The sequence below is a fragment of the Streptomyces griseus subsp. griseus genome (assembly GCF_000720255.1).
Taxonomy (GTDB): Bacteria; Actinomycetota; Actinomycetes; order Streptomycetales; family Streptomycetaceae; genus Streptomyces; species Streptomyces griseus_I.
In genome coordinates, this window is record NZ_JOJE01000194.1 from 1 (window position 1) to 333 (window position 333).

Sequence of the window (333 nt, forward strand, 5' to 3'; positions counted from 1 at the left end):
CCGGTCAGCGCGGTGCGGGCGCGGTCCAGTTCGGCCGGGCCGCCGGAGACGGTGGCGGTGACCTGACGGCTGTCGTAGGGAGCCGTGGCCACGAAGCCGTCGTCCACGCCGGCCACGGCGCTCACCCCGGCGGCCCGCAGACGCTGTTCGGCCTGCTTCCGCACCTGCGTCACCTTGTGGACCGGAGCCGCGATGGCGAGCTGGTCGGGCCGTCCTCCCCACGGGGGAGCGGCATCCAGGGTGAGCAGGGCGAAGAATCCGGCGACGAAACCGGCCAGGGTGAGTCCGGAGACGATCCGCCAGGCAGCTTTGGGATCGTCCAGCAGCCGGCGC

1 pseudogene is annotated in these 333 nt (G+C 73.6%); it reads right to left on the minus strand.

Features of this window, described 5'->3' with window-relative positions:
* Positions 1 to 333 (minus strand): annotated as a pseudogene (locus IG99_RS43750) (ABC transporter permease); the annotation flags it as partial.